This is a genomic window from Peribacillus sp. TH16 (assembly GCF_016651095.1).
Classification (GTDB): Bacteria; Bacillota; Bacilli; order Bacillales; family DSM-1321; genus Peribacillus; species Peribacillus butanolivorans.
Genome location: NZ_JAEKEM010000002.1, coordinates 1196446 through 1222575, shown reverse-complemented (window position 1 = coordinate 1222575; position 26130 = coordinate 1196446). Strand labels below are relative to the sequence as shown.

Annotated in this window: 21 protein-coding genes and 1 pseudogene; 15 read left to right on the top strand and 7 right to left on the bottom strand. The window is 39.1% G+C overall.

Going from position 1 to position 26130, the window contains the following annotated elements; genetic code table 11:
- Nucleotides 1-211: 211 nt before the first annotated feature.
- Nucleotides 212-904, top strand: coding sequence for a DUF459 domain-containing protein (locus JFV29_RS05865; RefSeq protein WP_201181711.1), 693 nt, complete (start codon nt 212-214; stop codon nt 902-904).
- 92 nt (nt 905-996) lie between these two features.
- Here the strand turns inward: JFV29_RS05865 and JFV29_RS05860 are convergent, their stop codons facing one another.
- Nucleotides 997-2811, bottom strand: a complete 1815-nt coding sequence (locus JFV29_RS05860; protein WP_201181709.1) for an ABC transporter ATP-binding protein — start codon at nt 2809-2811, stop codon at nt 997-999.
- Nucleotides 2812-3024: 213 nt separating this feature from the next.
- On the opposite strand from JFV29_RS05860, the gene JFV29_RS05855 reads away from it, so the two are divergent.
- From JFV29_RS05855 to JFV29_RS05845, 3 genes are all read left to right on the top strand, one after another.
- Nucleotides 3025-3507: a DinB family protein gene (locus JFV29_RS05855; RefSeq protein WP_201181706.1), complete on the top strand. Its 483-nt coding sequence runs from the start codon at nt 3025-3027 to the stop codon at nt 3505-3507.
- Between the two features lie 74 nt (nt 3508-3581).
- Nucleotides 3582-4130 (top strand): M15 family metallopeptidase, encoded by a 549-nt coding sequence (locus tag JFV29_RS05850; RefSeq protein WP_397444157.1) that lies wholly within the window; start codon nt 3582-3584, stop codon nt 4128-4130.
- Nucleotides 4131-4257: 127 nt separating this feature from the next.
- On the top strand, nt 4258-4800 hold the full coding sequence (locus tag JFV29_RS05845) for an acyl-CoA thioesterase (RefSeq protein ID WP_201181704.1): 543 nt from the start codon (nt 4258-4260) through the stop codon (nt 4798-4800).
- Between the two features lie 28 nt (nt 4801-4828).
- Here the strand turns inward: JFV29_RS05845 and JFV29_RS05840 are convergent, their stop codons facing one another.
- A complete protein-coding gene (locus tag JFV29_RS05840) occupies nt 4829-5464 on the bottom strand; it encodes a Bax inhibitor-1/YccA family protein (protein WP_053345082.1) in 636 nt (211 codons plus the stop codon).
- Between the two features lie 507 nt (nt 5465-5971).
- On the opposite strand from JFV29_RS05840, the gene JFV29_RS05835 reads away from it, so the two are divergent.
- From JFV29_RS05835 to JFV29_RS05800, 8 genes are all read left to right on the top strand, one after another.
- Complete coding sequence (locus JFV29_RS05835) at nt 5972-6997, top strand: ABC transporter ATP-binding protein (protein ID WP_056530752.1); 1026 nt, start codon at nt 5972-5974, stop codon at nt 6995-6997.
- Nucleotides 6975-7901 (top strand): ABC transporter ATP-binding protein, encoded by a 927-nt coding sequence (locus JFV29_RS05830; protein WP_056530750.1) that lies wholly within the window; start codon nt 6975-6977, stop codon nt 7899-7901. Before JFV29_RS05835 ends, JFV29_RS05830 begins: the two co-directional genes overlap by 23 nt.
- A 15-nt stretch (nt 7902-7916) precedes the next feature.
- A complete protein-coding gene (opp4B, locus tag JFV29_RS05825; protein ID WP_201181702.1) occupies nt 7917-8882 on the top strand; it encodes an oligopeptide ABC transporter permease in 966 nt (321 codons plus the stop codon).
- 21 nt (nt 8883-8903) lie between these two features.
- On the top strand, nt 8904-9803 hold the full coding sequence (locus tag JFV29_RS05820; protein ID WP_201183392.1) for an ABC transporter permease: 900 nt from the start codon (nt 8904-8906) through the stop codon (nt 9801-9803).
- An 18-nt stretch (nt 9804-9821) separates the two neighbouring features.
- Entirely contained in the window at nt 9822-11594 is a 1773-nt protein-coding gene (opp4A, locus tag JFV29_RS05815) for an oligopeptide ABC transporter substrate-binding protein (protein ID WP_201181700.1), read from the top strand.
- Nucleotides 11595-11694: 100 nt separating this feature from the next.
- On the top strand, nt 11695-11883 hold the full coding sequence (locus JFV29_RS05810) for a hypothetical protein (protein ID WP_201181698.1): 189 nt from the start codon (nt 11695-11697) through the stop codon (nt 11881-11883).
- A gap of 30 nt (nt 11884-11913) precedes the next feature.
- Nucleotides 11914-12051, top strand: a complete 138-nt coding sequence (locus tag JFV29_RS05805; protein ID WP_201181697.1) for a hypothetical protein — start codon at nt 11914-11916, stop codon at nt 12049-12051.
- 91 nt (nt 12052-12142) lie between these two features.
- The gene (locus JFV29_RS05800) at nt 12143-13189 is read left to right on the top strand and encodes a M42 family metallopeptidase (RefSeq protein ID WP_201181696.1); all 1047 of its coding nucleotides are present in this window, start codon (nt 12143-12145) and stop codon (nt 13187-13189) included.
- Nucleotides 13190-13381: 192 nt separating this feature from the next.
- On the opposite strand, the gene JFV29_RS05795 is transcribed toward JFV29_RS05800, so the two are convergent.
- Nucleotides 13382-13804: a pyridoxamine 5'-phosphate oxidase family protein gene (locus JFV29_RS05795; RefSeq protein ID WP_201181695.1), complete on the bottom strand. Its 423-nt coding sequence runs from the start codon at nt 13802-13804 to the stop codon at nt 13382-13384.
- 183 nt (nt 13805-13987) lie between these two features.
- Between JFV29_RS05795 and JFV29_RS05790 the strand changes: the two genes are divergently transcribed.
- On the top strand, nt 13988-14800 hold the full coding sequence (locus tag JFV29_RS05790) for a cyanophycinase (protein ID WP_053345089.1): 813 nt from the start codon (nt 13988-13990) through the stop codon (nt 14798-14800).
- The gene (cphA, locus tag JFV29_RS05785; protein WP_201181694.1) at nt 14797-17418 is read left to right on the top strand and encodes a cyanophycin synthetase; all 2622 of its coding nucleotides are present in this window, start codon (nt 14797-14799) and stop codon (nt 17416-17418) included. The genes JFV29_RS05790 and cphA overlap by 4 nt, the downstream gene beginning before the upstream one ends.
- 206 nt (nt 17419-17624) lie before the next feature.
- On the opposite strand, the gene JFV29_RS05780 is transcribed toward cphA, so the two are convergent.
- From JFV29_RS05780 to JFV29_RS05770, 3 genes are all read right to left on the bottom strand, one after another.
- On the bottom strand, nt 17625-21953 hold the full coding sequence (locus JFV29_RS05780; protein ID WP_201181693.1) for a S8 family peptidase: 4329 nt from the start codon (nt 21951-21953) through the stop codon (nt 17625-17627).
- 462 nt (nt 21954-22415) lie between these two features.
- Entirely contained in the window at nt 22416-23201 is a 786-nt protein-coding gene (yidC, locus tag JFV29_RS05775) for a membrane protein insertase YidC (protein WP_056530728.1), read from the bottom strand.
- 28 nt (nt 23202-23229) lie between these two features.
- Nucleotides 23230-23517, bottom strand: coding sequence for a hypothetical protein (locus tag JFV29_RS05770; protein ID WP_201181692.1), 288 nt, complete (start codon nt 23515-23517; stop codon nt 23230-23232).
- Nucleotides 23518-23831: 314 nt separating this feature from the next.
- On the opposite strand from JFV29_RS05770, the gene JFV29_RS05765 reads away from it, so the two are divergent.
- Entirely contained in the window at nt 23832-24437 is a 606-nt protein-coding gene (locus JFV29_RS05765) for a transporter (protein WP_242485308.1), read from the top strand.
- Between the two features lie 137 nt (nt 24438-24574).
- Here JFV29_RS05765 and JFV29_RS05760 read toward each other — a convergent pair.
- Nucleotides 24575-25934, bottom strand: a pseudogene (locus JFV29_RS05760) (IS1182 family transposase).
- Between the last annotated feature and the right edge of the window lie 196 nt (nt 25935-26130).

Here is a 26130-nt window from a genome sequence, read left to right as displayed (position 1 = left end):
ATGTATACAATCTCCAGAAACATGGGATTCCCACCCTATTTATGAATAAAAGGAGGTTGACGAAAACCCGTTCCATTGAATGCTTTTATTGTATCATACACTTTTTACAGTTTATCTGACAATTCATTTTTTGCATGTTAAGTATGTTCATTTTTGGGGTAATTACAAGATAAAATACTTCATAGTAAATACATTACATAAGGAGAAACAAATGAAAAAAATAGTAGGTTTATTTGTAATTGTACTAGTTATTTGTTTTGCTGCATATAAGTTTCAGGCTTCAGAGTCGGAAGATGTGATGGCTTTTGGAGATTCGTTAACCTATGGAAAAGGTGATAAGGATGGGGAAGGTTATGTAGAAGGTCTGGAGGATGAATTGAATAACCCTGATTCTGAAAAAAAAGTCCGTTTTTGGAATTACGGTATTAAAGGCCAGGAAACAGATGGTGTCATTGATCAGCTTGAAGATAATCAAATTAACACGAAATTGGACAAAGCCGACACGTTTATTGTTTATATTGGAACAAACGACTTGATTAACAGTAATGGAGGTAACTTGAAAAAAATAAGTGATCAAAAAATAAATGATGGTAAACGAGAGTATATCGACCATCTAAATAAGATTCTTTCTACACTATTAAAGAAAAACAAAAAAGCGGATATACTTGTAGTTGGGCTGTATAATCCAAAAAAAGATGATCAACGACTTGAAAAGCACGTTCATGATTATAACCAATCAGTAAACGAGGTAGTAGAAGGGGATAAAAGAATGATATTTATCCCTACTAATGATTTATTTGAAAATAAAAAGAAAAAAGAGTATTTCAGTGATAAAATTCATCCAAATGAAAAAGGGTATCAGCTCATTACCAATCGTATTTTAGAGAGCTATGATTTCAAATAAATTCAATAAAAGTGCACAGAAGTAATACTTCTGTACACATGGCTTATTATATATAAATCGGACCTGTTTCATTGAAGGCGGTTGTGCAGTTGTTATGTAATAGCCGCCTTTAATTGAGGGAATTGCAAGTCATGAAGCTGCCTATATCTGCCGTTACTTGTCAATAACTGTTCATGCGTTCCTTTTTCATGGACACTGCCTTTTTCAAGAACGATTATTTGGTCAGCATTTTGAACGGTTGATAATCTATGTGCAATGACAATTGAAGTCCGATTTACTAATAAACGTGACAATGCTTCCTGGATTAAATGCTCGGATTCCGTATCTAATGCTGCTGTCGCTTCATCGAGAATGATGATTTGTGGATTCTTCAAAAGTGCCCTAGCAATGGCGATTCGCTGCTTTTGTCCTCCTGAAAGTTTGACGCCTCGCTCTCCAATTTGAGAATCGTAACCATTCGGAAAGGCCCTGATAAAGTCATGAGCATTGGCTGCTTTAGCCGATTCAGTGATTTCATCGTCTGTTGCATCAAGTTTTCCATAAACGATGTTATCGCGGATTGAACCATTGAATAAAATGATATCCTGAGAAACAATCCCCATTTGGCTACGTATAGATTTCAGCGACACATCACGGATATCAAGACCGTCCATTTTGATTGTTCCTTGTTGTGGATCATAAAATCGGATTAAAAGGTTTGTAATTGTCGATTTCCCTGCACCAGAAGAGCCGACGAGAGCTGTTATTTGACCAGCTTTCATCGTTAAGTTTAGTTTGCTAAGAACCGGAACACTTTCATCATAAGCAAAATCAACTGATTGAAATTCAATTTGTTTTTTTATTGAAGGAAGCTCAATTGCATTTCCTTTGTCTCTGATTTCAGGTTGTGTTTCCATAATTTCTGTAATACGCTCAAAAGCTGCAGCTGACTGCTGGACAATGCTGATTACTCGGCTGAAATTGCGAACAGGACTCTGCAGTAATCTCAAATAGGCGAGGAAAGCTACTATTAATCCCACTGTAAATGCACCTTCCATCACTTGCCAAGCCCCAAATACAATAACAGCAACAAGACCAATATTGTTCAATAAATCGATAACCGGACCAAACATGGATCGCAAGCGAACCGATTTAATGTTAGCTACCATGTTTTCATGATTACGTTCTGCGAAACGTTTCGATTCAAATTCTTCATTGGTAAAAGATTGAATGAGTCGCATTCCTGAGATAGAATCCTGTAACTGGTTGCTGACATCTCCTGCAGAACTTTGAACAGACCTAAACGACATTCGAATACGTTTTCCAAATACCCTTGTGATATAGAACATGAACGGGAATGTAAAAAGAAGGACAATGGTCAGTTTCCAATTAATGAAAAGCATATAGACAGCGACTGCAACAAAAGTTACCATGTCTGTTACGACTTGCAGCATGCTTGAAGAGATGAGTTGTTGTAGTAAATTGACATCATTAGTCAGCCGTGACATTAAGTCACCCGTTCGGTTTTTATCAAAGAATTTCATATCCAGCCTTTGAATATGTTCATACATGCTATTTCGTAAATCCATAATCGCTTTTTGACCGACTTTGGAAACGATATAGCTGTTAAAGTAGTTTAGTAAAGCTAATAAAATAGCAGCTCCAAGAATTCCTGTGCCTACCCAAATCAAGGAGTCATATTTTTTTTCGGGAATGATTTCATCAATCGTATACTGAGTCAACTGTGGGATGGAGAACTCAAGTAAAGAAATGAACAACATTATACATAATATCAAGGAAGAAAATTTCCATTTAGATGGGACACGATTAAACATTTGCCTGAGCATCGTCCAAATGCTTCCTTTGGAAGGCTTTGCATTAATGACGCTACGTCCTTTGTGGCTGAATGGGATATGTCCTCCGCTCATAACGATCACTCCTATTTTGACTATCTTTGATGAATTTTGAAAGTCATTTGTATTAGGTGAATAGTACCTTTATGACTATCATAGAGCTTTTCTAAAAATAGACAACTTTAAATCGGTTTTCTTCCTATCTAAAAGTGTTTTTATTTTACACCTTTATACAGAACATGGAATAATTGATGGAGTTTAACTAAGCTTTCGGGAGGAGATGCTAAAATGGAAGATAACAAAAAAATTAGGGAAGAACTATTAGAAGCGGTTAACAATTTATCGGATGAACAGCTGAATGCCCATCCAGAAGAAGGCCGCTGGAGCATTATCCAGGTATTGAATCATTTATATTTAATGGAGCGAGTGATAACAAAGAGTATTGCCGACAAGTTAAAAAGCGATGAGAGTATCCCTGCAGAAGATAAACCGATAGAGTATACTCTAAATCGTGAAGTGAAGGTCTCGGCGCCGCCATTTGTCATTCCATCAGAAGCATTTCAAACTTTGGACGAGGTTAAGAATAAATTGTCCGAATCCCGCCAGGCATTTATACAAGTTGTTGACAGCGCAAATGAAAAAGATCTTGAACAAAAGTCATTCCCTCATCCATTGTTTAAAGAATTAAGCTTGAAGCAATGGATTCCGTTTGTGGGTTTGCATGAAAAACGACATTTACTGCAAATAGAAGAATTGAAGTCAAAGTTATAATAGAAGAAAAACTCATCCGCTTTTGGTTGAGTTTTTCTCATTCAGACAGTTATTCGTAAAGGAAGGATTGTTCAGTGAAGGTTAACTGGGTAAAGGCATGTCTGATAATAGGCTTTTTCGGGTTACTGCTAGGGTTCATGCTTAAGCATTTGCTCCCCCCCGATCTAGATAAAATTAAACTGACTGACGAGTTGCATCCGATAGTCGCTGAAAAAAAAGAAAAGCTCATTCAACAGGCTAATGAAAAAGGTATCGTGGTAATCATAACGGCTGGATTCCGTACTTTAGAAGAGCAAAATGACCTCTATGAAAAAGGACGTTTAAAGTCTGGAAGCATTGTAACTAATGCAAAAGGAGGGGAGTCGCTTCATAATTTTGGATTGGCGATAGATTTTGCACTCCTTAACAAACAAGGGGAGGCTATTTGGAATATGGAATATGACGGCAACGATAATGGGGAATCGGATTGGATGGAAGTCGTCTCTATCGCGAAAGATTTAGGATTTGAATGGGGAGGAGATTGGTCAGGTTTTAAAGATTATCCTCATCTACAAATGACCTTTGGCTTGAGCTTACGAGAGCTACAACAGGTAAAGAGCCTACAGAACAGTAAAAGTGAATAAACGTAGAAATATTTTTTGTCGAATAATTCCAACTAAAAGCAGGAAAATAAGCATGTGTGTTGCTTTACAGTGAAGAATTCGATAAAGTTAACTAGTGAGAAATTAGACATAAAGGAGTGCAGTCACCATGGAAGAAATAAAACATTGCCGGGACTCTTTGGTCATAAAAACGAGCCTTGTTCTCCCGCCGGATACAAATAATATTGGTACGATGTTTGGAGGCAAATTGATGGCTTACATTGATGATGTTGCAGCTATATCTGCGATGCGTCATGCGAGAAGTAATGTCGTTACGGCATCAACTGATTCTGTCGATTTTCTGCACCCTATTCACGAAGGAAATGCAGTATGTCTAGAAAGCTTCGTAACTTATACGGGCAGAACATCTATGGAAATCATTGTAAAAGTTATTGCGGAAGATTTAGTTACGGGAGACCGGAACTTATGTGTTATTTCCTTTTTGACCTTTGTTGCCATCAATGAAGATGGAAAACCAATACCGGTTCCGCGTTTGGTTCCAGAGACTGAAATGGAGATGAATTTAAACGAATCAGCGAAACAGCGGGCCCAAGTAAGGAAAAAAAGAAGAGAAGATACTCAGTTCATTGCCAGTACCTTTGGTGTAAAACAGCCGTGGACTGAAAAATCAGAGTCTGGACTATATAAATAAAAAAACCGGGCAGATAATGCCCGTTTTTTTAATCTTCGCTAGATAAAATACCAAAGAAACGTAGGATGTTAATAAAAAGGTTAATGAAATCAAGATACAGATTTAAGGCCATAAGTGGTACTTCCTCTGCTGTAACCCCGTAATGCTTCATTCGATTAAAATCATATAAAATATATCCACTGAATACAAGAATCCCAATAAATGAAAAGATTAGCATTGCTGTAGAACTTAAAGGTGAGAAAAGGTTAAAAATACTAATGGCTACTAAAGCTAACAAGGCGGCAAACAACATTCCTCTTAAGAAAGAAAGGTCCCTCTTGGTTGTTGTAGCATAAATAGCTAGTCCCCCAAATACAACTGTTGTCGTCACCCCGGCTAACATCACAACATTCGCCCCTGCAGTGGCAAGATAGTGTGCAATAATCGGATAGGTGGTAATCCCAGAAATTAACGTAAAACTATACAGGAATGTGTAGCCAATAGATTTTTTCTTCCGCATGATAAAAGCGCCAATTAGCATAGCAATTTCCAGAATCGCTAAGGGAAGAAATAAGGATGGTGGAACTAGAGTTCCAACAGCCATCCCTAATACAGAGATTGCGAGAGAAAGAGCAAAGGTACGCATAACAGATGGCATATATGTGTTTACAGTTTGTGAATACATTCAATCACCTCATTATTTATTGTCTACCGGTTTCTACGAAAGAGTTTTAAAAAGGTTTCAGTGCATTTAAAAATAATATTTTAGGTGTTTTTTAAAGAGATATGAAATATACATGATAGTATTACCAATTTTATGATATTCTTACAATTAAGCTAATTTTTCTGAAATATTAAAATTTTCAAACTGTAACAAAATAAGTAACTTTTTCCCTAGGTGAAATTAAGTGATTTAATATTTTTAGTGGAATATTTAATCATTATTTCAAAATAAGAAAATTAAAATGTTTTATTCTATGCTATAAATAGGACTTCATAACTTTACTGTGTAAAAGTTATGAAGGAAACTATTTTTATATTGCAGAAAAATATTCCTAAAGTTATAAAATATGAAAAAAATGTGATTATTTTCTACAAAACTATTGAATAAATGTTTAAAATTGATTAAAATTTTAAATAATTATCAGAAGATTTATTATTTTCCCGAAAAAATAGTTTAGGGGGAGCAGGGATGAAGAAAGCTATATTGCAAATTGAAAACCTTACTACCTCATTTCGAATTCAGAGCAAATATCATGCAGCGGTGGATGATGTTTCGTTTACTGTAAATGAAAATGAAATTGTAGCGGTGGTTGGAGAATCAGGATGTGGAAAGAGCGCACTGGCCCTTTCTATCATGCAATTACATAATAAACAGAGAACGAAGTCAGAAGGTACAATACATTATAAAGGTCAAAATTTACTTACACTGAATGATACACAAATGAATAAAGTCCGCGGAAAGGAATTAGGGATGATATTTCAGGAACCTTTGACAGCATTGAACCCGCTGATGACAATCGGAAAACAGATTGAGGAAAATCTTGACTATCATACTGAGCTTTCTAGAGATGAAAAAAAGAACAGGACAATCGAACTCTTAACACAAGTGGGTATCCCTTATCCTGAACGGACGTACAAGCAATATCCGCATGAACTATCAGGCGGAATGCGTCAAAGAGCAATGATATCGATTGCCATTGCTTGCAATCCTGCACTAGTTATTGCTGATGAACCAACGACAGCATTAGATGTTACCATTCAAGCGCAAATACTTGATTTGTTGAAAGATATTCAAAGTAAAACCAAAATGGGGATTATATTAATTACCCATGATCTGAGCGTTGTAGCAGAGGTAGCTGATCGGATTGTTGTCATGTATGCTGGGCAAGTAGTAGAGACGGGAAGTGTTAAAGAGATATTTAACAATCCACTTCATCCATATACTAGGTCGCTATTAAATTCAATCCCTTCGGCTACCAATGAAAAAAACCGTTTGCACGTTATTGAGGGAATTGTTCCATCGATAGCAAAAATGGACAGGAAGGGATGTCGGTTCCAAGATCGTATTCCATGGATTCCTAAACAAGCTCATGAAGAGTCGCCTCATCTTCACGAGGTAGGTCAGGATCACTTTGTACGGTGCACCTGCTATAAAGAATTTTATTTTCAAGCTGAAGGAGATGCATCGACTCATGACATTACTCAAAGTAGATAATTTAAAAGTGCATTTTCCAATAAGAGGCGGTTTTTTCCGAAGAGTAGTTGATCATGTAAAAGCCGTTGATGGTGTGTCCTTTGAGCTGCAGCAAGGGGAAACATATGGTTTGGTAGGAGAATCAGGAAGCGGCAAGTCAACGACAGGTAAGGCAGTTGTCAAGCTGAATAATGTGACATCCGGACAAATCCTGTTTGAAGGCAGGGATTTAGCAGCTTTAAGTAGAAAAGAGATTAAACCATTCAGAAAAGATATCCAAATGATTTTCCAAGACCCATATTCATCATTGAATCCCAAGAAGAGGGTGCTGGACATCATTGCCGAACCGCTGAGGAACTTTGAACGGTTATCACCTGCAGAGGAAAAGAAAATCGTTCAGGACTTCTTGGACAAAGTCGGACTCAGTCCGGAATCGATTCACAAGTATCCTCATGAATTTTCAGGGGGGCAGCGCCAGCGGATTGGAATTGCTAGATCATTAACATTAAAACCCAAACTGATTATTGCTGATGAACCGGTATCAGCCCTCGATGTATCGGTTCAGGCGCAGGTGTTGAATTTTCTTCAGGATCTCCAACAGGAGTTCAATTTAACTTATTTATTTGTTGGTCATGACCTCGGTGTAATCCGGCATATGTGTGATCGGATGGGCGTTATGTATCGCGGTAGATTAGTAGAGGAAGGCAATAGCGATGAAATCTATGAAAATCCCCAACATATTTACACAAAGCGTCTGATTGCTGCCATTCCGGATTTAGAGCCGGAAGTTCGTGAGGAAAAAGTACAGCTTAGAAAAAAATTATCAGCAGAGTATGAGTCGTCTTATTCAAAATTTTTCGATGAAAATGGACGTGCTTACGACTTGAAGCCAATCTCATCAACACATAGAGTCGCATTACAATAAGGAGGTGGAAAGGATATGTGGAAGTTTATCCTCAGGCGTTTTTTAGTTATGATCCCGCAGCTCTTTTTATTGAGCATTATCGTTTTCATGATGGCAAAAGCAATGCCGGGAGATGCCTTGTCTGGTCAAGAAATCAATCCTAGGGCTAATCCTGCTGAGCTTGAAAGACTCAGAGAAGAATTGGGCTTGAATGATCCTTGGTATCAACAATATATAAGGTGGGCATCTAATGCTGTACAAGGGGACTTTGGTATTTCCTATACACATAAAACGCCGGTTATGGATGTTATAGAAGACAGGCTTTGGAACACGGTTTTCCTTGCGTTGGTAACACTTATCTTTACATATATGCTTGCCATTCCATTAGGTATACTTAGCGGCAGATATAATGATACCTGGGTGGATAAGACCGTTACGGGTTATAGTTATATAGGGTTTGGCACACCGATATTTATCTTTGCGTTAATTATGTTATTTGTTTTCGGATTTGCCCTGGATTGGTTCCCGTCTGGAGGCAGTGTCGATTCCAAAGTGGATGAAGGTACATTCGCATATGTTGTAAGTAAGATCAATCACCTGATTTTACCGGCTTTAAGTACGGCCTTAATAGCTACAACAAGTACAATTCAATATTTACGAAATGAAATAATTGATAATAAAATAAAGGATTTCGTAAGGACTGCGCGTTCAAAAGGTGTACCTGAATCCAACGTATATTCACGGCATATCCTAAGAAACTCCTTTTTACCAATTGCAGCATTCTTAGGCTATGAAATTACTGGGTTGATCGGCGGCGCTGTCATAATAGAGACTATTTTTAGTTATCCAGGACTTGGACAGCTTTTCCTTAGTTCCGTCAGTTTACGGGATTTCAGTGTAGTGACGGCCATCGTCATGATGACGGGATTTGCCACTCTGCTTGGCACTCTTCTTTCAGACATCATACTAAGTGCGGTCGATCCGCGCATACGGATAGAATAGGAGCGGGGTGAGCGTATGGAAATGAAAGTAGAATCCGGAAAAATCATTCAAACGAAAGATGTGAGCCCATCAGGTATGAAAATCATATGGCAGGAAATTAAAAAGGATAAACTTGCTATGGGCTCATTGATTATATTAGTAGCTATATTGGTTTTCGTTTACGGCGCGTCGTTCTTTATGGATGCCAAGGAAATTGCTAAGGTCGATTTCCTCTCCATTTATATGGAACCATCTTCAGACTACTGGCTCGGAACCGATTATGGTGGACGGGATGTATTCGGACAACTGATCATCGGTACGAGAAACTCATTTACCATCAGTTTGTTCATTACCTTATTTACGGCTATCATTGGTTTATCTTTCGGGCTTCTAGCTGGATATTTTGGCGGGGCCACCGACAATGTGATCATGCGTGTAATCGATTTTGTGATTGCCCTTCCGCAATTGATGTTCATCATTGTTGTAGTCACGATTGTACCAGTATTCAATGTGTATGTTTTCATATTAATCATGACGATGTTTTTATGGACAGGAAAGGCACGGCTGATTCGTTCAAAGGCTTTGTCAGAGCGTGAGTTGGACTATATTCACGCCTCACAAACACTTGGTACACCACATTGGAAAATCATCCTTTTTCAGCTTCTTCCTAATGTCAGTTCACTGATTATAGTTAATTTTATTTTGAATCTAGCAGGTAATATTGGCCTAGAATCCAGTTTGACTTTCTTAGGATTCGGTCTTCCAGAGAGTACCCCGAGTCTAGGGACGCTCATCAGTTATGCTCGAAATCCAGATGTTTTGGAAAACAAATGGTGGATATGGGTACCCGCATCGCTCATGATTTTAGTGTTGATGCTGAGTATAAATTTTGTTGGTCAAGCGTTAAAACGCGCCGCAGATGCAAGACAAAGAAGAGGATAAAAAAGGGGAGTGTATGTCATGAAGATCAAAAGTTATAGCAAGGTATTAAGTGCATTGGCTATATCGTCTCTACTGCTTGCCGCATGTTCAAATGATACGGAAAAATCGTCAACAAAAGAAAAAAAAGGGAAAGATGTCGAACAAGTTGATACATCGCTATTCCCGACAAAAACAACAAATCAGGGAGAGCCGATTGAAGGCGGCCATCTGACTTACGGATTGGTATCAGATACCCCGTTTGAAGGGATATTAAACAAAGTTTTCTATCAAGGAGATCCGGATAACCAAGTTATCACATTCCTTGATGAAGATTTACTGGATACAGACGAAAACTATGTTTTCACAAATGACGGTGCTGCTTCTTATGAAATTTCAGACGATAATAAAACGGTAACACTTACAATTAAAGACAATGTTAATTGGCAAGATGGGAAGCCTGTGACTGGGGCTGATTTAGAGTATGCATACCTTGTCTTGGGGAGCAAGGATTACAAAGGTGTACGCTATGATGAACAAATGGCTTTAATTGAAGGTATGGAAGAGTATCATGCCGGAAAAGCGGATAGTATTTCGGGTATTAAAGTAGATGGTAAGAAAATCACCTTTACTTTTAAGAAAGCAAATCCATCTGTAACAACTGGATTATGGACATATCCGCTTCATAAAGAATACTTAAGTGATGTTCCAATTTCAAAGTTGGAATCTTCTGATAAAATTCGTAAAAATCCGATTGGTTATGGACCATTTAAAGTGAAGAAAATTGTTCAAGGTGAAGCAGTTGAATTCGAAGCGTTTGAAGGGTACCACCGTGGAGCGCCTAAGTTGGACAGCGTTACTTTAAAAGTTGTGAATCCGTCCGTTGCTGTTAAGTCACTGGAAAATGGGGATATCGATGTAGCTAGTATTTCTGCTGATCAATATGACCAGGCAAAAGCATTGGAAAACGTTGAAATATTAGGAAAAGTCGATTTAGCTTATTCTTATATTGGTTTCAAGTTCGGTCATTATGATAAGGAAAAAGCAGAAAATGTTATGGACAACCCGAAATTCGAAGACAAACGTCTTCGCCAGGCAATGGCTTATGCCATCAATAATGAAGAAGTCGGCGAAAAGATGTATAAAGGGCTTCGTTTCCCTGCCAACTCAGTTATCACACCAAACTTCAAGTATAACAATAAAGATGTTAAGCCATATGAGTTTGATCCTGAAAAAGCTAAAAAACTTTTGGATGAAGCCGGATATGTTGATACAAATAAAGATGGTCTTCGTGAAGACCCAGATGGAAAAGAGTTCAAAATCAACTTCGCTTCCATGAGCGGCGGAGATATTGCTGAACCGCTTACCAATTATTACATTCAACAATGGCAGGAAGTAGGCCTAGACGTTCAAATGCTAGATGGAAGGCTGCATGAGTTCAATTCATTCTATGATCTGTTGAAAAAAGATAATGAAGAGGTTGATATCTATCAAGCGGCATGGGGTGTTGCTTCCGATCCAGATCCATCTGGTCTTTGGTCAAAATCCGCAGCATTTAACTATACTCGCTGGGTGAACGACAAAAATGATGAGCTTCTTGCGAAAGGAATCTCAGAGGAAGCGTTTGATGATCAATATCGTATTGATACCTACAATGAGTGGCAAGAACTGATTCATGAAGAAGTTCCAATTATTCCAACATTATTCCGTTACACTACGACTGGAGTAAATAAGCGTGTCTCTGGTTATGATTATCTTGCGGAGCGCCAATATAAATGGTTCAATGTTGGTGTCACTGAAAAAGAAACAAAATAATAAATCCAATCGGCTGCCTGTGTAGGTGGCCGGTTTTTTACGTTTCACTATGTGAATAAAGGATATATACAATTAGTAAGTAATTGGAAGGGTGATTTTGATGGAAGTGAGAAATCCTAATGAAACAAAGAGAGAGTTAGAAATATTGTTTACTGAATCGGTTGGTCGATTACTGAAACCTCTTGAAGAGGCAATCATTGCTGACATTGTAGCCTATCCAGACGAAAAGAGAATTGCCTTCTTGGAATATATGAAGGAAATGTCCAACAAGCAAAGACAGATAAGGTAAATTGAAATTTCGTCATGAGGAGGATTTTTCATGAATAACGAAGATATGAGCAGATATAAAGTATGGCGTGATAAGTGGAAAAGGAAAATGAATATGGAAAATTTCGCGATATATGGTATTACTACATTGGTTATGGCAATCTTGCCTGTTCTGGCCCAAATGAGTTAAATCAATCAAAGGACTGTCTCAGGGCGGTCCTTTGTATGTTAAAAGTTGGCATAAAAAGATATAATAAACAAAGAGGAAAGGAGAGATAGGCATGAGTGTTATCAAAGAAAAAGAGATCGTTACTTACATAAAAGAGTTAGTATCAATACCAAGCCCATCTGGTTATACCGATCAAGCAATTAAGTATGCGGCTAAATTCATGGAGAGCAAGCAGGTACCCTATCAAATCACGAATAAAGGAGCATTGCTAGCTACGTTAAAAGGTGAAGATGAAACCAGACATCGTTTACTGACAGCCCATGTCGATACACTAGGAGCGATGGTAAAGGAAATTAAGTCGAATGGCCGTCTGAAATTGACGATGATTGGAGGTTTCCGCTGGAATTCAGTGGAAGGGGAATACTGCAAAATTCATACTGCTGACGGAGCTTTTGTCACTGGGACGATTCTAATCAATCAAACGTCTGTGCATGTGTATAAAAATGCCGGTGATGCCAAACGTGATGAGGAGACAATTGAAGTCCGCATTGACGCAGTTGTGAAATCAAAAGCGGAAACAGAGGCAATTGGCATCTCTGTTGGAGACTTTGTATCATTTGAACCAAGGGTAGAAGTAACAGAGACTGGCTTTTTGAAATCAAGGCACTTGGATGATAAGGCAAGCGTTGGCATTCTTCTTCATATCATTGACCTGATTTCTGCAGGAAAGATTAAATTGGCATATACCACTCATTTCTTGATTTCTAATAATGAAGAAATAGGCTATGGTGGGAATTCTAATATCCCAGAGAAAACAGTTGAATATCTAGCCGTTGATATGGGAGCGATCGGTGATGGCCAAACGACGGATGAATACAGCGTTTCCATTTGCGCCAAAGACTCTTCCGGTCCGTATCACTATAAATTGCGTCAGCATCTTGCCTCACTTGCTAAAGCAAACGGTATTGACTATCGCGTCGATATTTATCCGTATTATGGATCGGATGCTTCCGCAGCAATCCGAGCAGGATACGATTTGGTTCATGGCTTGATTGGTCCGGGAATTGACGCATCTCACGCCTTTGAGAGAACACATATCTCTTCATTAAAGCATACAGCCAATCTAATCTTGCATTATATACAATCAGAGCTAGTATGATTGAAAAAAAGCCCACACTCATTATGTACCGAGTGTGGGCTTTTTAGGCAGAAGCAAATCCTTTTTGAAATTTTAGCGATAATCCAAATTTTACTCGTGATTTTAAATCATTTACTCGTGAGTTTTGATCATTTACTCGTAAGTACATGAGATTTACTCGTAAATTAAAATTACCTTACGTCCCGACAATTTTTATAATTGTAATTCTTGTGGAGGTTCACCATTGTTATTCATCAAACGGATGCTTTCAGGCTTAATTTGAAGTAATAGATAGTTTGGATCTTCTGGTCCGTCAAACCAATTTTTAAATGACGTATCCCATAATTTTTTCTTTAGTTCCTGTGAGTCGTTTATTTTCGAGGTCCCTGAGATTTCCACGTAAGAATCGCCGAATCCTTTATCTTCATAGCCGATTAGGATATGAACATTAGGATTCTTTTCAATTTCATCTATTTTTTCTGTGGATGCACTTGTTGGTGTATAAAAAGTTAATTCGTCGTTGAAAAATGTCATATAACGTGAATGTGGTTTGTTATCTTCTACTGATGATAGAACACCTATTTTATGATCGCCGATGATATTCAATACTTGTTCTTTTAATTGGTTTTGGCTCATTTTTACACACTCCTTTTATTATTTTCTCTATTACTTTTCCTCTAATGTCATTAAGTTAAACAAAATTCTACAGTTTGCTAAATTTATGAATGAAGACTATGACAAAAGGCCATACTATTCATTATGTGTTCTGTTTAGAAAAACTTCATGATTTTAATCCATATGTAAAGGTGAGTATGAGCAATGAATTGTGGTGAATTACTTATCATCGGTGGGGCTGAGGATAAGTGCCTTGAAGGTGAAGTATTAAATAAATTTGTCGAACTCGCGATACGCGCTAAAGGTGGAATTGGCATCCTGCCTACAGCGAGTGAAATTCCTGAAGAAGTGAGTAAAGAGTATATCAGGATTTTTAGAGACTTAGGCGTGAGCAAGGTTGAAGTTATCAAGTTGAATTCCAGAAAGGATGCAGAGGAACAGGCCATTTGTGAACAACTGGCCTCTTTTTCAGCTATCTTTATAACCGGAGGAAACCAAAGCCGATTATCCGAGCTTATTGGGCAGTCAAAATTTCACAATACTCTATCAAAGGCCTGGCATAATGGAATGGTTCTAGCTGGGACAAGTGCGGGTGCTTCAATTATGGGTAAGCAAATGATTGTCGCAGCTGACACGATGCTGAATGATGATAAATTAAAAGTGGAGATTGGAAAAGGGTTCGGCTTTCTAGACGGCCTGCTTATTGATCAACATTTTTCGCAGCGTGGTCGCTTTGATCGACTTTTAAGTGCGATAGCAGAAAATAAAGAAATTATTGGTATAGGTATTGATGAAAATACAGCAATATTAGTGAAAGATGGACAATTTGAAGTATTTGGTCAACATCAGGTTTTAGTGCTTGATGGAAGCAAAAGTGATTATATCAATATCACGTCTTCTGAAAATGGCAGTGAAGAGTTGACCCTCTCAGGGTTTCAGCTTCATACACTTACAAGAGGCTATCGTTTTGACTTGCATACAAGAAAATTGTTGATGAAAAAGGGGATCCAATCATGATAATCAATCGAGTCCGTTTTTTAAAAGGGCCAAATTATTTTTCTTATACACCAACGATCTGTATAGAATTAGATATAGAGGAACTGGAAAAACAGCCATCTGATGCTATTCCTGGGTTTAATGAAAAGTTGTTAAAGACTCTCCCTAACCTTGGCAGCCATACTTGTTCACAAGGATATCAAGGCGGATTCACTGAGAGGCTGAAACGGGGTACTTGGATGGGCCATATTTTGGAGCATATGACGATTGAACTCCAAAATATGGCTGGAATCAATGCCATTCGTGGAAAAACGATTATGATGAAAAAACAAGGGCTTTATTATGTTACCTATGACTATCAGGAGCCTAAGTCAGGTCTTCAAGCATTTTTAGCTGCAAAAGAAATCGTAGAAGCTATCCTGAATGATGAAAAACATATTAATGTACAATTATATGTGAACCAAATTGAACAGTTATATTATAAAAATAAACTTGGTCCTAGTACCGAAGCCATTTATCAGGCGGCTCACTCAAAAAAAATCCCTGTCGAACGAATAGGCGAAGAGAGTTTACTGCGCTTAGGAACTGGTTCAAGGCAGAAGTATGTCCAGGCGACAATTTCAAGCCAAACTTCAAATATCGCCGTTGAGAATTCCTGTGATAAATCATTGACCAAGGCTATTTTAAAAGGTTGCAGTCTCCCAGTACCAGAAGGAGAAATCGCCTACTCAATAGAAGGTATATTTGACTCAGCCGACAGGCTTGGTTTCCCGCTTGTTATAAAACCGTATAACGGCAGACAGGGCCAGGGTGTAATAACCCATATCAAAAATAAGGATGAGTTGTTTAATGTGATCCATTGTTTGGATTCTCATGTGGAAAAATACATTGTGGAACGTCATTTTGAAGGACATGATTATCGGTTACTGATAGTCAACGGAGAGCTAACAGCTACAAGTTTGCGGCTTCCTCCCTATGTTATTGGGAATGGAAAAGAGACGTTACGCAGATTGATAGAAAAGGAAAACCTCAATTCGTTGCGGGGAGACGGACATGAAAAGCCGATGTCAAAAATTCCACTTACACATACGGTAACGTGTTACTTGGAGAAATCGAACCGGAACCTTGATACTATTCCGAAACAAGGTGAGCTGGTCCAAGTTGTCGGTAATGCGAACCTTTCAACTGGTGGAAAGGCAATTGATGTAACGGACCAGGTTCATCCAACTATTAGGAATATGGCGATAGCTGCTGCCAAAGCTATCGGATTGGATATTGCGGGAATAGATTTAATCTGTCAGGATATATCAAAACCTTTCAATCATTTAAAAACGGCAATAATTGAAGTGAATGCTGCACCAGGGATTCGAATGCATCATTATCCAAGTGAAGGAAAAAAAAGGGATGTTGGCAAAGCCATCGTAGATTATTTATTCCCAACTCAAGAAGAGGCCGCTATCCCGATTATTGCAGTAACTGGAACAAATGGAAAGACAACAACAACCCGATTGGTTCATTATTTTCTTTCAGATGTGAAAACAAAGGTTGGAATGACGAATTCAGATGGAGTGTATATCGGCGAAGAGGTATTGGTACAAGGTGACTGCAGTGGCCCTATTAGTGCAAGAACGATATTGGCCCATCCTGAAGTCGATGTAGCTGTTTTAGAAACAGCACGAGGAGGAATTCTTCGTGAAGGTCTAGCTTTTCGTCAATGTGATGTTGGTATTATTACAAATGTGAGTGAAGATCACCTTGGCTGTGATGGTATTGAAACACTAGACGATCTCGTTAAATTAAAGAGGCTAGTAGCTGAGGTCGTTCAAAAAACGGGTTATTGTGTTTTGAATGCCGATGATCCGAATGTAGCTGCTATGGCAGAGTATACTGATGGAGAGGTTATATACACCTCTACATATGCCACTCAGCCATTGGTGAAAGCCGCGATTAATGAAGGACGTAAGGTTTGGTTTGTTGATGAACAAGGTAAAATCAGTTATTCATCAGATGGTGTGATACATCAATTTATGGATTGCACTCAAATCCCAATAACGATTTCTGGCATGGCGCGACATAATATCGCTAATTTACTTCAAGCGTTAGCCGCGGCACATACGCAAGGTATTTCAATGGAAGAATTACGAAAGAAGGCTATTGCGTTTATGCCTGATAAAAAATTGTCTAAAGGACGTTTCAATTTAAAAAAACTAAAAGAACGAACCGTTATTATCGATTACGCCCATAACGTAGCAGGGTTGCAGGCCATTTTCGATACGGTTAGTGCCTATAACAGAAATCGCATTATCACTGTTTTGGCAGGACCAGGAGACCGTATTGACGAAGAAATCATCAGATTGTCAGAGGTCGTAGCAAAACATTCAGATCTGTTCATCATTAAAGAAGACGATGATTTACGGGGAAGAGTACCGTTGGAGGTAGCCGAGCTGCTTCGGGAAGCTGCGATAGAAGAAGGATTACATAAAGATAAGACATATATCGTACCTAATGAATTAGACGCATTCGTAAAAGCGTGGGAAGTATCACAACCGGGTGATCTTTTATTATTCTTTTACACGGATTTCGACTATGTAGATCAGTTTTTCGAAACAGTTTCAAAAAATCTATTGCCGAAGAAATAAAAAAGTAAATTCCGCTCAATCTTGAGGGGGATTTACTTTTTAATTATATAAACTTCCCTTTTTCTATCTATGGAATTAGATAAATGTCCTTTTCAAAGCAGGGAAGATGTGAGGCATTTTATAGAGTCAAAGAAAATTGCACTAATATTTGTATTAAAAAAGCCATGCTTCCGGCCGTTAGGCATAGAAAGCATGGCTTTTGCATTTTACTTTTTAGCGTTAATCCAAAGCTTACCTGCCGCTCTTTGTGTTGTAATATTACCATAGCTATCTGCTGCTTTTACTTCCACAACAGCACCAGGTGCCTTTACATTCGTTGTGGCGGTATAGTAGCCGACATAATGTCCTGAAGATGTTTCTTTCATTGGTAATTCAGTTGCATTCGCAATGCCTCCTGCATTTGTCAGAGGCATCAAAATGGAGAAATTTGCTGCCAAGCCAGGTTCACTGTCGAATTCGATTTTAACCGATTCACCGCTTTTTAAGATTTTATCCTCATTTGGCACTAAATCGGAAATTTCTGGAGCGGTATATTTTACATCGATGGAGACAGATTTAGTGACTTTATTGCCTGCCTTATCTTGAGCAACCACCTTAATTTTATTGATTCCTTTATCCAGTAGAAGGCGATAGGAGAAGGTGTTATCTTTCACATCGGCCTTCTGTCCGTTTACTTTAACCGAATTAAGATTATCATCCGAAACTGTTCCCTTAACAGTAACTGTTTCACGATTTACTTTGCTGCCATCTGTAGGTGAAGTAATTGCTAGTTCCGGATTAGCGGTATCCAATATCACCTTTACAGGCAAAGAGGCCTCAGTTGAACCTTGGCTTGTCCGAGCTTTTGCTGTCAAAGTATTTTCACCGTTGCTTAATGTGACCGGAACAGCGAAGGTTCCTTTATCAGTAGAATCCGTACTTGCTACTTTCTCCCCTTTGTTAAAAATATCTACTTTTGTTGTAGGTGCAGATGTACCTTCAACCGTTACTTCTTTTTGATTTGAATAAGCACCGTCTTTAGGTGAGATAATTACAGGTTCCTTCACTTCGTAATCGACAGTGGCACGAATCATATAATTTCCTTCCTCAGTTGGGGATTGCGACCATGAATCGCTGACTCCCTGCCAGCTTCGTCCTGCATTTGGTCCATCTTCATCAGTAGCTAATCCTGGTGCATTCGGATTGGCCTTTGTTTGGGTATAAACAATAAAGAAATCACCTTCAACCATGATTCCATGTTCGCTCAAATCAACATGTGTCCATTGACCGTCGCGCAACGCAGTCTCATTAAAAGGACCTGCGATTTTTTTGCCTGGCGACCCATCTGTTCCCGATGCATCATACACCGAAACTTGGAATTCAGTCCCGCCTGGAGCAGGCCATGTGGTATCCCAGAAACGTAAAAGGGCGCCGGTTACATTTGCCGTTTTATTTCCCGAAGCTAACGACATTTTCACAGCCCAGCTATTGCCTGCCGTATTAAAGGCTCGGGCGTTTTCTGCTGTTCCGTCGTCATACTTAATCTCATCTGGGTACCCGATGAACGGTTTCAGTTCAATATCTTTCCTAGAGCTGTTACCGTCCGAAATCGTTACGGATGCTTCACTGCCGTAATAAGAAGGAGCCATGACTTTCAAAGTATATTTTCCTTCATAAGCGGATAGAGTGTATTCACCGTCCGAATTTGTAGTCACTGGCTTAATAGCGGCATCCTCAAGAAAGTATACGGTAGCACCAGAGACTGGTTCGCCAGTAATTTTGTTGGTGATTGTACCGTTGATGGTTCCTTTTGGAATTTCTTGAAGCGTAAAGTTAGCAGTTGATGTTGCATCTTGTTCGACGTTGACTGTTGCTGTTTGTGATCGATAACCGTATGTTTCTGCTTGCAATGTGTATGAACCTGATGCATGCGTAAGTTGGTAAGATCCATCTTGCGGGTTTGTATAAACAGATCTTCCAGTTTCTAAAACACTGACCTGTGCCTGTAATGGAAGAAGTACTGGGGCAGGCTGGTCTTTTTCAGGTGCTTTTTTCACTTTATCTGCAATTGGCTTAATTTTATCAGGGTCAACTTTTGGCTTAGCTGAAACAGAAGAGTCAGACTTGATAACGCCTAGTCCTGTTTTAGCTTTTGCAGCCGGCTGCAGGGAAGTATCAGCCAATTTAACATCATCAATATACCAGCCAGGTTTTTGGACTGAACCATCAGATGTGACATTAAAGGCAATATAGATTCTTTCTCCAGCATATTGGCTTAAGTTAACTTCACCATCGATCCAACTATTTGACTTATCATTAAAACGAGCCGCTTGTACCCAGTTTGTTCCGTTTGTAGAGATAAATACATGTCCGAAATCATAATTTTTTTCAAGTTCGAACCAATGTTTAAATTGTAAATAGCTTGTGCCTTCAGGAACATCGACTGGAGGCATGGATAGGCTCATAATGGCACTATTAGCATAGTTTCCAGCCAGGTTTGTAGCATAAACCTTTTGACCTGATGCTGCAGAGCCAGGTCCACTTGTCGGAATACCCCATTCCCAGTTATTGTTTGTGCCGGAAGAGGTCCATCCAATAGGATCTTGTTCAAAGTCCTCTGTATAACCTACACTGATTCCTGGCAATAGCTCAACGGTATAAGAGTCAGTAGCTGTTACTGAGCCTCCGAAGTCAGTTGCGGTCCATTTATAAGCGACTGAATCTTCAGTCAGCTCTGACCCTGGAATCGTGGCTTCATACGTTCCTGATTTATAGTCACCGCTCGTTCTCTCAGCCTTGACTTCAACCCAAGTTCCGTCGGCTTTTTGGTAGCTAAGTTTAACGGTAGTGACACTTACATTATCTGACACTTCAGCTTGAAGTGTTACATCCATTTTTTTATACGAATTTTTTGGTGCCTTATGGGAAATGACAGCTGCTTCTGAGTCATCTCCAGCTTTGGTAACTTTACCCTCAATTTTCCCAAGTCCGCTTACAACAGAGGAAACTGCATCAAATGCATTAACAAGGCCATAGCCGTAAGCATGGTTGGGACTTGTCGGATAATTATTGTCTGTCAAAGGAGTGGCAGTTGTAAGTAAGATTTCCTCAAGCTGGTCAACAGTTAAGCTGGCATTTGCTTGTCGTAATAGAGCAGCAACCGCTGAAATGTGAGGACCTGCCATTGAAGTGCCATTCCAGCCGCCTTCATATGCACCGCCAGGAATGGCAGAACGAATGTTAACGCCTGGTGCGGAGATGTCAGGTTTGATTTCTCCATATGGAGATGGACCACGTAAAGAGAAACTGCCAACTTGGTTGTTAAGATCTGTTGCTCCAGTGGCAAAGGCCTCTGGATAGTTTGCTGGATTTGCTACTGAACCAGCACCGCCGGGATTAGACAATGTGGTATTTCCAGCAGAGAATTCAGGAAATATCTCGGCAGCTTTCCATGCTTGTACCATTGGGCGATACCACTCGTCGAGTCCAGCTCCGCCGCCCCAAGAGTTATTGACAACATCTGGTGCTTTCTCAGGATGAGGATTACCAGCAGCATCTTTTGGAGCGATAACCCATTCGCCTGCTTCTAATAAATCTATGTCTGAACCGCCATCGTTAGAAAAGGCTTTAACTGAAATGAATGTGGCACCTGGAGCAACTCCGATTTGATTTGCACCATTTGGTTCAGAGCCCACCATCGTACCAATTGTGTGAGTTCCATGATCTAAATCATCATATGGTGAAGCTTGTCCGCTTACAGCATCAAACCAGTTATATTCATTATTTGGAACATCTGGATTGGCAGGGTTATACCCGCGGTACTTTGTTTTCAAGGCCGGGTGGTTCCATTGGACACCTGTATCGATAGAAGCAATAACCGTTCCTGCTCCATCAATGCCCATGTTCCATACAGCAGGAGCACCGATTTTTTCAATATTCCACTCAATTGAAGAGGTATCGGCTTTTGTTTTGCTCGCTTCTGAGCCTTTAAGGGTCTTTGCAGCTGCAGTCTTACTTGCCGGCTGAATTAGCTGCCTAGTCTCATTTGGCATAATTTTTTCTACTTCAGGAAAAGCAGCGATTTGCTCCATAACATCCTTTGTAGCTGTCACGGCAATCGCATTAACAATATAAAAGGATTGAAAATCTTTCGCCTTACCAGCTTTTTCTTGCTTATTTAAGTAGTTTTTAATATTCGCTTGTGTTTGAAGAGCTGTAGCACGAAGCTCAGATACTACACTTGATCGTTTAAGTAACTTTGAATTACTCGCAGATAACTTTTGTGATTTTGCTGTTTTTGCAGCCTTTGAGGATACGTCTTTGGTGTCTACTTGCTCTTTGAATTTAACGAGAAACGTTACCTGATCATTTTTTTTAAACTGAGTAAGTACTTTTGAGGCGACTTTCTTTTGATTCTTCCCCGTTAATTCATCTTTAGCGGAGGTATGGATTTTGTTTGAAGTTGCTGCGATAGAGTTTGTTGGAATTATCAGCGATCCAATAAGCATGATAGCGAATATTAACGCTAACCATTTCGTTCTTCGTTTTTTTTGCAATTTTTTTCCCCCTATTCTATTTTCAAAGAACAAAAAATTCGACCAGTCTACAGGTACAATGCACCTCCATTCTTTCTAGATGGCCAGTATGTAGAACACTGATGTTCCTTTAATGATAACGAACAGGTAAACAAGAAAATTGTCATATTTTGGGATGTAAAACTCGGATTATCGAAAATGAACATATTGTAGGAATGTATATTTTGGGAAAATAAGGAATTATACCTTTCTTCGTGATAAATATAATGGTAAATTATAGAAAAAATATACTATTATACGAGTGTCAAAAGAACTTTCTTTGTATTAGATTATTAAAAATGGTAATAAAGAATTAAAAATACATGCTGCAGAAATTTATTGACATGTTTATTATTTTTTATTTTTTTGGAAAGAAAGAATGAACCTACAATTTTTGTATTTATTATGGTTAAATAAACGAAAAAAAAGCTAATCCAATTTGGATTAGCTTTTTTTCATAATCGTTTCTTTTACGACAGTGACAGCGGGTTGATCTTTCTTATATACTCGCTGAAGTACAATAGACTGAACAATCATAAATAATCCACCTATTGACCAATAAAGAGGTAATGCAGCAGGCGCAGAGAAAGAAATGAATAAAATCATTGCTGGTGAGAGCAGGCTCATCATTTTCATTTGTTTCTGCTGTTCCTCTGGCATTTGTCTCATTGAAATGACCGATTGGAAATAATAGATGACGCCGGCGATGATTGCCATGGCGATATTCGGTTGGCCAAGGCTGAACCACAGGAAGCTATGTGTCGCAATTTCATGAGAACCTTGAATCGCATAATAAAAGCCCATTAAGATTGGCATTTGAATCAAAAGTGGAAGACAGCCCATATTTAAAGGATTGACTCCATGTTTTTGATAAAGCTGCATCATTTCCTGTTGCAGAGCCTTTTGTTTTGCTGGATCCTTTGTTTCTTTAATTTTCTGTTGTATTGCTGTCATTTCTGGTTTTAGCCCATTCATTTTGGTTTTCATACTGAGCTGTGTTTTATATTGCTTGGCAGTCAATGGAAGCAAAACGAGACGTATGAAAAATGTCATCATAATGATGCTTAGACCATAGTTCCCGTTAAATAAATTAGCATTAAATTCAAGCATCTTTGTCATTGGGTTAACCAATGCAGTATGAAATGGGCCGCTTGTAGCTGCCGAACATCCTGTCAACAGGATGGTTGATAAAAATAGAGCTGAAATAAGTAAAATATTTTTCTTTTTCAAAATAATTTCCTCCTCGAATTGTTTTTAATTAAACAATGGAAAGGAGGCTTGGCTCATCTGAATCATCAGGCGAGTCCTTTTGACGAATATAAGTGAAAAAGCGCTGTGCTCCACGCCAGTCATAAATGCTACCTGTATAAACAGCGGATTCACCATGACCTGAATGAACAGAAGCTTGATATTTATCGTTTAAGAGTGACTGCTTTTTATTTAAGAAGTAAAACGCTGCCAGTGGAAAGACAAAGGTAAACAAGTATCCTGCCCATACCGCATGGCGAACGGTTTGATAATCAAATTCTAACAATAATTCCCACATAGGAATCCCTCGTTTTTTCTAAGATAAAAAAATTGTAAGATTGGTTCTCGGCTAACAAGAGAAACGCTTTAGAGCCAAATAGCGACTATATAATTTTTCAAAATATAAATCACTAGTAACACTATAACAAATTCTAGGCCAAGAATGCTAAAAATATAGGGATTTTTTCAAAAAATAAACAGGTAATTTTTTCTGATATATAATTCTGGTCATTAATACATCATTAGAAAGCTGCATTAAGAGAGGTAAATAAAGCACACATGGTCATTCGTCTACATATGGATAAATGAAGTTCAAATATGAGGTGAAAAGGTATGAAATCATACGAACCATCTAATCAACAAAACGACTATAACGGTATTGAAAATAACCTTTATCCAAATGAATATACCACATATATTGACAATGGTTTCTTGTCGGACCCATATCATTTAGGAAATCAGGTTTTAGGAGAAAGACAGCGGCCACCAGGACCACCGCAAGGAGGAGGTCAACCGCCGCCGCGACCACCACAAGGGGGAGGAGGTCAACCGCCGCCGCGGCCACCACAAGGGGGAGGAGGTCAACCGCCGCCGCGGCCACCACAAGGGGGAGGAGGTCAACCGCCGCCGCGACCACCGCAAGGAGGAGGAGGTCAACCGCCTCGACCACCACAAGGAGGAGGACCTCCTCACAAAGCGCCGCCGCTATTTATTCCACAGTTTCCTGGTGGAATGATTAAGGCCATTGACGCTGGTTCAATGAAAGGATGTTTATACCAAAATACGTATGTATGGTTAATAAATGGCCGCTCATTTTGGTTTTACCCTACCTATGTTGGCTATAATTCTGTGGCTGGATATCGATGGAGACCAAGTCAGCAACGTTGGGCCTACTATGGAACGGACGCGAGTGAAATACGCTCTTTTCAATGTTATTAAAAAAACCAATCCACAAAAGTGGATTGGTCAGTTTGTAGACAAAAGGGGTTCGGAATGTTTTAATTCCGGACCCCTTTTGAAATTCCCTTTGAATTTTGCTCAAGATTAAGAGATTGGGCCTCTACGAGCCCACTTTATTAAGCCATTCTTGGACCTTGCCATGTCCAATTGGCTATCTTCTTTAAATTCATGGCAGCGAAAGTAAGCATCGCCTGCATCGACAATTTTTTAAGTCCCCTTAAAGTAGTCCAACGCATACCATGCTTTTCTTTTGCATCTGCGAATACACGACTCTATTGTTTCTTTACGTTTCGCATATATAGGTTTTACATCCTTGTGATGACGCAGATGATCTGCTTCTTCCATATAATTTTGCCAGATATGGCGTGTCACCACTTTTTGATGGTCTTTGCTTACTGTACACTGTGATAAAAATGAGCATGTCGCACAAGTGTGTTTGGGTGATTTGTACTCGCGATAGCCCTCTTTATTTGTTGTTGAGTACTTTAAAATCTCGCCCGATGGGCAGAGATAACAATCAAAATGTTCATCGTAAACATAGTCATGCTTGCGAAAGAACCCTTCTTTTGTTCGTGGACGTGTATAGGGTAAAGCTGGTGTGATTTCTTTCCCAAAAAGGTAGCTTGTAATGGCTGGTGTTTTGTAAGCTGCATCTGTGGCAACAGCTTCAGGTTTTCCAACTTTCTCAATCACTTGTTCAACAAGAGGCTCTAAGATATGACTATCATGCGTATTTCCCGGTGTTACAATCGTCCCCAGCACAAAACCGTTGCGGTCCGCAGCCGCATGAAATGAATAGGCAAACTGTTTTGTTCGTTCATCTTTTACATAGTAGCCACTCTCAGGGTCAGTTGTACTTTCTTTAATTTCTTTGGTTTCTTCTTTATCAAATTTATCCGGTGGAAAAGGCTTCTTTCCATTGTTTTCACGATCTTGATTTATTTCTTCTTGAAGGCGTCCTTGATATGCTCGTGTTTCCTTACGAACGATTTTCTTTTCGAATTTTCGCTTATTCGCACTGGCTTTCACATGTGTTGAATCAACGAATACGTGCTCTGCACTTATTAACTTTCTTTCTGAAGCTGTCATTAAGATACGATAAAAAATCCGTTCAAACAGGTCTGTATCTTTAAAGCGACGCTCATAATTTTTCCCGAACGTTGAGAAGTGAGGTACTTTATCATGGAAACCGTAACCTAAAAACCAACGGTAAGCCATATTCGTTTCAACTTCTTCAATCGTTTTACGCATCGAACGAATACCGAAGGTATATTGAATGAATGTCAATTTAACTAAAATAACTGGATCAATACTTGGGCGCCCTATCTCTGAATACATATCTTTCACCAAGTCATAAATGAAAGTGAAGTCAATGGCTCCCTCAATTTTACGAACCAAATGGTTCGCTGGCACCAGTTGATCCAAAGTGATCTTTTCAAGTTGATCTCGCTGAATAGAATTATGTTTCGAAAGCATCGTCATCACCTCAAGTTTTAATACTTCTATATTAAAACAAAAAGGACTGTAGGCAAAAGTGGTTATATCTAATTGTTAAAACAAAGTTGATTGGAACGGAAGGTGCGAGACTCCTGCGGGAAATGCGTGTCCAAGGGAGACCCCACAGGCGCAAAGGCGCCGAGGAGGCTCCCTGACCGCCCGCGGAAAGCGAGTG